Source organism: Coleofasciculus sp. A1-SPW-01, from assembly GCF_040217205.1.
Taxonomy (GTDB): domain Bacteria; phylum Cyanobacteriota; class Cyanobacteriia; order Cyanobacteriales; family Coleofasciculaceae; genus Coleofasciculus; species Coleofasciculus chthonoplastes_A.
In genome coordinates this window covers 1-8293 of record NZ_JAVJNP010000093.1, presented here as the reverse complement: position 1 = coordinate 8293, position 8293 = coordinate 1, and the positions used below count along the sequence as shown (strand labels likewise).

Below are 8293 nucleotides of genomic sequence, written 5' to 3'. Positions count from 1 at the left end.
ACAGAGCCTAAAACTGGCACGCATCTTAGGGTGTCATGAGCTAAATAACGTAGTTCTCGTAGAACTTAGTCTGGTCAACTAGAGCCTGTTTTTACAAGCTCCCGCTATAGTTCGATAGAACTTAGCGGTGAGTTGTTGACTCCTCTTAAATCTGTCAGACTCAGACTTATATTTTAAGCGTTTAGTAATCCCCCGTCACCCGCCAAGAACTCAAGTTCTTGGCTTATAGCTTAAGTCCACTGAAGTGGACTAAAACTCGTGTTTAGTCGTCTTTAGACGACTTAAGGGACTTGCGGCTTAATAATATACCAATCAAGCTTGGCTGAGTTGATGAGTCACGCGATCGCAGAATTTTGGCAAGGTTGACTGCAAGTCTATTTTCAACCTGTTGAGTGAGGTGAAGTGTTAGCCTTCATTGTATGGATAAACAATTTGATATAACTTATTGCTGAAGATTGAGCCGCTAATCAGTTGGCTGGGTGGTACGGCACAGTTACAATGGTAGAATAGGTGTAGGTTGGGTTGAGGCAGAAAAACTAAGCAAATCTAGGGCTAAAGCCCTTACTACGAACTCAAGTTAATCCATTAATTTAGGCGCTTGATAGAACTATTTTATCAATTACAATAGCGGAGGATTGTCTAGATTAGGCAAATGGCAATAAACAATCATCCATCCATAATCAGCCAAGAAGAAATTCGCGTGCGGGGTACGGTACAAGGGGTGGGATTTCGCCCAACGGTGTATCGTTTGGCAAAGGCGTGTAATCTAGTCGGAGAAGTTTGTAATGATGGTCAAGGTGTCTTAATTTACGTATCAGGAACAACAGAGGCGATCGCAGACTTTGTGCAACGCTTACAAATAGACTGCCCACCCCTTGCCAAGATTGAATCGATTGACCGTACTCCTAATCCAGGCGATCGCACGTTCCATGACTTTACCATTACCCAGAGTGTCAATAGTACCGTTCAAACCCAAATTCCCCCTGACGCCGCCACTTGTCGCCACTGTCAAGCCGAAACCTTTGATGTGCGATCGCGCTGGTACAATTACCCGTTTACGAATTGTACTCATTGTGGTCCACGCCTTTCTATTATTCGCTCGATTCCCTATGACCGTAAGCATACTAGCATGGCAGACTTTGCCATGTGTCCCGATTGCGCTAGGGAATACCTTGCTATCGAAAATCGCCGCTTCCACGCCCAACCAATTGCTTGTCCGGTTTGTGGACCCAAGGTATGGTTAGAACGGGCGAATGGTGAAAAAATGGATACATCTGACCCCATTGATACCGTTTGTACCCTGCTGAAACAAGGGGAAATTGTGGCAATTAAAGGATTAGGCGGGATTCATTTAGCCTGTGATGCCACCAATGAAACCACAGTACAACAGTTGCGATCGCGTAAGCAACGGTATCATAAACCTTTTGCGTTGATGGCGCGAGATTTGGAGGTGATTGAACAGTATTGTACTTTGAATGCCAAGGAAAAGGAATTATTACAAAGTCCCGCCGCGCCTATTGTTTTAATTGATGTTATCCCTAACCGCGCAAATTGTAGAGACGCGCCATGGCGCGTCTCTACAGCCAAAATTGCGGATTCAGTCGCACCGGGACAAACAACATTGGGGTTTATGCTACCCTACACCCCCCTACACCATTTGATTTTGCAACGGCTGGATTATCCGATTATTTTAACCAGTGGGAATCTCTCCGATGAACCGCAATGTATCGATAATCAAGATGCCAGTTTAAAGTTAGGCAAAATCGCTGATTATTTGCTGCTGCATAACCGTGATATTGTCAATCGTGTCGATGATTCGGTGGTGCGAGTTATCCAGTCAAAACGACAACTTCAAAACTTTGATGGGGGCGGGTTTAGTCACATCAGGGTGACAAAAAACGATAATTGTGAAACCCGCCCCTACAGAGGAACTATGGCAAGACATATCCACATCCAAACCCTACGCCGCGCCCGTGGATATGCCCCGAAACCGATTAATTTACCCCCAGGATTTGAAAAATGTCCACCGATTCTGGCGATGGGAAGTGAACTAAAAAATACCTTCTGTTTATTGCGAGATGGAGAAGCAATCTTATCTCAACATTTAGGAGACTTAGAGAATGCGGCTGCCTTTAACGCTTACCAGGATACCCTAAATCTATACCTAAACTTATTTGACCATAAACCGAGTGCGATCGCCACAGACAAACATCCCGAATACCTATCGACGAAACTAGGACAAGAACTAGCAACTGCTAATCATCTTTCCTTACATCCTATCCAACATCATCATGCCCATATTGCCGCTTGTCTGGCAGAAAATAATATCCCACTCACCACTCCCCCCATATTAGGAATCGCCTTAGATGGATTAGGCTATGGAGAAGATGGCACAATTTGGGGGGGAGAATTCCTCTTAGCTGATTATCAGGGATTTAAACGATTAGGTAAATTTAAACCCATCGCCATGATTGGCGGAGAACAGGCAATTTATCAACCTTGGCGCAATACCTACGCCCATTTAATCGCAGCATTGAACTGGAACAGGTTAAAACAAGAATATGGTAATTTAGACCTGATTCAATTTCTAGATCAAAAACCCCATCCCTTGCTGAATCAACTTATGGAAAAAGGGATTAACTCACCCCTCGCCTCATCTGCTGGACGATTATTTGATGCAGTGGCGGCGGCGTTGGGGATTTGTCGGGCAGACTGTAGCTATGAAGGGCAAGCTGCGATTGAAATGGAAACCCTGGTTACCCCAGATAGTTTAAATTATGTTAAAGAAGTCGGGGCATATCCCTTTACTATTGGCAAACTAGATCAAGAAACAGAATTAATTTTAGACCCTTATCCCCTATGGCTTGCATTATTGGACGATTTACAGCAAACTATTATGTCAAAGTCCCTCATTGCCGCCAAATTTCACCAAGGATTAGCCGACGCGATCGCGACTATGGTTCAGCAGTTACGTCCTGATTTAATCAGCAATCAAGTAATCCTCACCGGAGGTGTGTTTCAAAACCGGATTTTATTGACCCAAGTCAGGGAAAATTTAGAGAGAATGGGGATGAGAGTATTGACACACAGCCTAGTTCCACCCAATGATGGAGGACTATCCTTAGGACAAGCCGTAATTGCCGCTGCACAATCACTCAGTTATCGGGAGAGATTGAGACAGAATGGAGGGGCTGATTGAGACAGAATGTAGGGGCGGGTTTAGGGACAATCGTAGGGGCGAGTTTAGGGACAATTTGTAGGGGCGAATTTAGGGACAATCGTAGGGGCGGGTTTAGGGAATCAATTCAGATATCCACCAATAGCGGAACAACAAAACCCGCCCTCCCCACCAATAACGGAACAACAAAACCCGCCCTCCTTTAAATTAAAACCTCAGCTTACCCAAGACAACAAACAACCCACAAAGGACAACAAAAAAATGTGTTTAGGCATTCCCGGTCAAATTACGGAAATAACAGATAAAGAACACCAACTCGCCATGGTTAATATTAGTGGCGTCCAACGCCAAGTTAATATTGCCTGTATTATTGATGAAAATCATCCCATTGACACCTGTATTAACGATTGGGTATTAGTTCACGTCGGCTTTGCCATGAATCGCCTCGACGAACAAGAAGCCGCCGAAACCTTACAATTACTCCACGAACTCGCCTTAGCCGAATGACCAATGACCAATAACCAATGACCAATGACAAACTATGAAATACGTTGACGAATTTCGCGATCCCCAAAAAGCCAAAGCCCTACTGCGAGAAATCCAAACCTTAACCACACAATTAGGCAAAACTCCAAGCCAACCCCTAAAAGTGATGGAAGTCTGTGGTGGTCATACCCATTCCATCTTTAAATATGGACTCGAAGAAATCCTACCCGACACCATCGAATTAATCCATGGTCCCGGCTGTCCCGTCTGTGTAATGCCAAGGGGACGCCTAGATGACGCGATCGCGATCGCGGATTATCCTAATGTTATCCTCACCACCTTTGGTGACGCCATGCGGGTTCCTGGTTCCCAAAAAAGCCTACTCCAAGCCAAAGCAGTCGGGGCGGATATTCGTATGGTTTATTCTCCCCTAGATAGCCTGCAAATCGCCAAAGATAACCCCGATAAAGAAGTCGTTTTCTTCGGACTTGGCTTTGAAACCACCGCCCCCAGTACCGCATTAACCATCCTACAGGCTGATGCTGAAGGACTGCAAAACTTCAGTATGTTCTGTAATCACGTTTTAGTCATTCCCGCCTTACAAGCCTTATTAGACAATCCCGATTTACAACTGGATGCCTTTATTGGTCCCGGTCATGTCAGCATGGTTATTGGTACAGAACCCTATCACTTTATTGCCCAACAGTACCAAAAACCATTAGTGGTTTCCGGATTTGAACCTTTAGATATTTTGCAATCCTTGTGGATGATATTGCAGCAACTGATTCAAGGGCGCTGTGAGGTTGAAAACCAATATGATCGCATCGTCAAACCTGAAGGGAATTCTGTCGCCTTAAACGCCATGAATACCGTCTTTGAAGTGCGGCAAAAATTTGAATGGCGAGGACTCGGTGATATCCCCAATTCCGGATTCAAAATTCGCCCCGACTACGCCCAATTTGATGCCGAAGTTAAATTTACCCTTCCCAATCGTCAAGTCGCCGATCACAAAGCCTGTCAATGTGGAGAAATTCTCAAAGGTGTCATGAAACCTTGGCAATGTAAAGTTTTTGGTACGGCTTGTACACCAGAAAACCCAATTGGAACCTGTATGGTATCCTCAGAGGGGGCTTGTGCAGCGTATTACAAATATGGACGTCTATCCAAAGTTGCCAAAACTGCCGTCGGTATAAATTAATCCCCTGTAGGGGCGACCCGCCGGCATAAATTAACAACACCATTCGACTCAATGACATCGGGTCGCCCTTTACTCAATTACATCAGGTCACCCTCTCCTCAACCCCCTGTATCAGAACGTGTTTCTTGAGAGTTTAAACAGTCGCGGGAGAACATTTGTCAAGGTGGGTTTAGCCCCCAAACTTTATCCACCAAACCGATAAGTAAACTACAAAATCCGTCCGTTTTCCCCCATACAATACTGTTAAAACACAGGTTTAGAGTGGAGAATAAACGGTTATGCCATTTGTTACTGTTCAAATTGCCAAAGGTCACTCGGTTGATCAAAAACGTGAACTCGCCAAAGCACTCACAGATACCCTAGTTTCCACCTTAGGAACAAAACCCGAATGGGTAACAATTCACATTGATGAATTTGAGCGCGAAAATTGGGCAGTTGGCGGCGAATTACATTCCGATAAACCCGGTAAAGGAGGGAAACATCACACCTAAATTGAATGCCACTGACTTTAGAGTTTGTAGTAAGCGCTTTAGCGCTTATGGCACTAAAGTGCCTACTACGAACCCAGAAGATGGGGAAGATGGAACGTCTGTTGTAAGGGCGGGTTTTACCCTTAACGTTTTGTTTTAACCCTGATATCACTAAACCCGCCCCAACTAAATAACGAATGACATAAGACATAAGACATAAGACAAATGACTAATGACAAATAACCAAAATCCTCTCTTCCAAAAAATCGAAAAAATTCGACGCCGCCCCAATAAAGTTAAAGATACCGCCATTACCCTGGCACATGGCAGTGGTGGCAAAGCCATGCGGGATTTAATTGATGATATTTTTGTCGGAAGTTTCGATAATCCCATCCTTTCCCAACTGGAAGATCAAGCCACAATTCCCCTCGCCCAACTCATCAGTCAGGGGGATCGATTAGCCTTTACCACCGATTCTTACGTCGTTGATCCCCTATTTTTTCCCGGTAGTAATATTGGGGAATTAGCTATCAATGGAACCGTCAACGATTTAGCGGTTAGTGGGGCAAAACCCCTCTATTTAACCTGTAGCATGATTATGGAAGAAGGACTACCTGTCGAAACCTTACGGCAAGTCGTTCTGAGTATGAAAACAGCCGCCGACGCTGCTGGGGTAAAAATCGTTACGGGAGATACCAAAGTTGTCCATCGCGGATCGGCTGATAAACTGTTTATCAATACAGCCGGAATTGGTGTTATCAGAGAAGGTGTTTCTATTTCCGCCCATCAGATTCAACCCGGTGATGCGGTAATTATTAATGGTCAATTGGGAAATCATGGTGCAGCTATTTTAATCGCCCGTGGGGAATTGGCATTATCAACAGACATTAAAAGCGATTGTCAACCGTTAAATGGATTAGTGGATGCCATTCTTGAGGTTTGTCCCCAAATTCATGCCATGCGGGATGCGACTCGTGGTGGTGTCGCTACGGTGTTAAATGAATTTGCCCAAAGTTCTGACGTGGGGATTCGTTTAGATGAGGCGTCGATTCCGATTCGGGAAGAGGTGAATGGAGTTTGTGAGATTCTGGGATTAGATCCGTTATATCTTGCCAATGAAGGGAAACTGGTCGTTATTGTACCGCGATCGCACGCTGAATCTGTATTATCGGCGATGAAGTCTCACCCAGCCGGAGAGGATTCCTGTATTGTCGGTGAAGTGATTGACTCCCCTGCGGGTGTGGTATTACTGCAAACGGCGTTTGGGGCGGAACGGATTGTAGATATGCTAGTCGGGGATCAATTACCCAGAATATGTTAATGGAACTGAATTCACCAAACATTGTATAGACGTGACAAGTCCTTGCCCTCTACAGCTATCCGCGTCAAAATGAAGAAAAGTAAAAATGCTTATCATTTCGATACATTCTCTGAAAATGGCGCAAGAACAGGCATACAATCAAACCTTTGACTACGATCTGGTCATCGTTGGCGGCGGTATTGTCGGCGCAACCTTCGCCTGTGCGTTGAAAAAGTCCGGGTTACGGATCGGATTAATTGAGGCAAAACCTCAGTCAGTCGCCGTAGCCAGACGGCAAGCTTACGCCCTTTCACTGCTTTCTGGGCGTATTTTCCAAGGAATTGGGATTTGGGAGACTATTCAGCCGCAAATTGCCACCTATCGGCAAATTCGTCTCTCTGATGCCGATTATCCTAAATTCGTGCAATTTCACCCCAGCGATTTAGGTACTCAAGATTTAGGGTATGTGGGCGAACATCGTCCCCTGCTTACCTCGCTGTATGAGTTTTTGGCAGATTGCCCGACTGTAAGCTGGTTGTCTCCGGCGGAAGTGGTGGATGTGGAGTATCAAGCCTCTGGGGTAGAGGTGACGGTAAACGTGGATGGAACATCTCAACACCTGCGATCGCGCTTAGTTGTTGCGGCTGATGGTTCGCGATCGCGCATTCGTACAGCCGCCGGAATCGGCACAAAAGGCTGGAAATATTGGCAATCCTGCGTCACCGCCCGGATTAAAACTGAGAAATCCCATAACGATACCGCCTTTGAACGCTTCTGGGAGAGTGGTCCGATGGGGGTACTCCCCCTCGCCGAAAATCGCTGTCAGGTGGTGTGGACAGCCCCTCACGCCGAAGCCCACCAGTTAAAAGACTTAGATGAAAAGGAATTCCTCGAACTCCTAGAATATCGCACAGGCGGGCTTTTAGGGCATTTAGAACTAGATAGCGATCGCATTGTCTTTCCCGTACAGTTAATGCAAAGCGATCGCTACACTCAGCACCGCCTCGCCCTGATTGGCGACGCCGCCCATTGTTGTCATCCTGTGGGTGGACAAGGACTAAATATGGGCATCCGAGACGCCGCCGCCCTTGCCCAAGTCATCCAAGACGCCCATCAACAGGGTGAAGATATCGGAGACGAACGGATACTCAAGCGCTACGAACGGTGGCGCAAACACGAAAATCTGGTCATTTTAGGCTTTACTGATTTCCTAGATCGAATATTTTCTAATAACTGGTTGCCCATCGTTACCCTACGTCGCCTAGGATTATGGATGTTGCGTCATCTGTATCCTGTTAAGTGTTATGCTCTGCAATTAATGACAGGTTTCAAAGGACGCACTCCTCAAGTCGCTCAACTTAATTAAGTAAGGTCTGCTGAATAAGTGTTGTGGTGAGGGGAAGCGGGGGAAGCAATGATACATTTTCCCTGATAATGGTGCAAAGGTATGAAAAGGTTTTATCCTTTTTCTTTGAAGATGAGCCAATGTTCATGCTACTCAAAGCTTTGGTAGCCAAGGGTTCGGTCTTGTGCAGCAAGCCCTACTTATACCCAGTTGTCGTAAAAATAGGTGAATATCTCATGGAAAAAGCGACATTTGGAGCAGGCTGTTTTTGGGGAGTAGAGGCGGCATTTCGTCGATTAAATGGCGTTACCTCTAC

The 8293-nt window shown here is 45.6% G+C and carries 7 protein-coding genes; all 7 read left to right on the top strand.

From position 1 onward, the window contains the following. Positions 1 to 652 precede the first annotated feature (652 nt). Entirely contained in the window at positions 653 to 3199 is a 2547-nt protein-coding gene (hypF, locus tag RH949_RS14445; protein ID WP_446354008.1) for a carbamoyltransferase HypF, read from the top strand. A gap of 240 nt (positions 3200 to 3439) precedes the next feature. Next, on the top strand, positions 3440 to 3685 hold the full coding sequence (locus RH949_RS14440; RefSeq protein ID WP_006106186.1) for a HypC/HybG/HupF family hydrogenase formation chaperone: 246 nt from the start codon (positions 3440 to 3442) through the stop codon (positions 3683 to 3685). A gap of 34 nt (positions 3686 to 3719) precedes the next feature. After that, positions 3720 to 4862: a hydrogenase formation protein HypD gene (gene hypD / locus RH949_RS14435; protein WP_446354005.1), complete on the top strand. Its 1143-nt coding sequence runs from the start codon at positions 3720 to 3722 to the stop codon at positions 4860 to 4862. Between the two features lie 278 nt (positions 4863 to 5140). Further along, positions 5141 to 5353: a tautomerase family protein gene (locus RH949_RS14430; protein ID WP_006106176.1), complete on the top strand. Its 213-nt coding sequence runs from the start codon at positions 5141 to 5143 to the stop codon at positions 5351 to 5353. Positions 5354 to 5564: 211 nt separating this feature from the next. Beyond that, the gene (gene hypE, locus RH949_RS14425; RefSeq protein ID WP_006106177.1) at positions 5565 to 6653 is read left to right on the top strand and encodes a hydrogenase expression/formation protein HypE; all 1089 of its coding nucleotides are present in this window, start codon (positions 5565 to 5567) and stop codon (positions 6651 to 6653) included. Between the two features lie 85 nt (positions 6654 to 6738). Next, positions 6739 to 7998, top strand: coding sequence for an FAD-dependent hydroxylase (locus tag RH949_RS14420; protein WP_446354003.1), 1260 nt, complete (start codon positions 6739 to 6741; stop codon positions 7996 to 7998). Between the two features lie 215 nt (positions 7999 to 8213). Beyond that, the coding region (locus RH949_RS14415; RefSeq protein WP_446354010.1) for a peptide-methionine (S)-S-oxide reductase at positions 8214 to 8293 on the top strand (80 nt) is incomplete at its 3' end.

What these genes read in the sequence shown, in the direction of transcription:
- hypF (WP_446354008.1), top strand. Translation starts at nt 653, where the DNA reads ATGGCAATAAACAATCATCCATCCATAATCAGCCAAGAAGAAATTCGC.
- hypD (WP_446354005.1), top strand. Translation starts at nt 3,720, where the DNA reads ATGAAATACGTTGACGAATTTCGCGATCCCCAAAAAGCCAAAGCCCTA.
- RH949_RS14420 (WP_446354003.1), top strand. Translation starts at nt 6,739, where the DNA reads ATGCTTATCATTTCGATACATTCTCTGAAAATGGCGCAAGAACAGGCA.
- hypE (WP_006106177.1), top strand. Translation starts at nt 5,565, where the DNA reads ATGACAAATAACCAAAATCCTCTCTTCCAAAAAATCGAAAAAATTCGA.
- RH949_RS14440 (WP_006106186.1), top strand. Translation starts at nt 3,440, where the DNA reads ATGTGTTTAGGCATTCCCGGTCAAATTACGGAAATAACAGATAAAGAA.
- RH949_RS14430 (WP_006106176.1), top strand. Translation starts at nt 5,141, where the DNA reads ATGCCATTTGTTACTGTTCAAATTGCCAAAGGTCACTCGGTTGATCAA.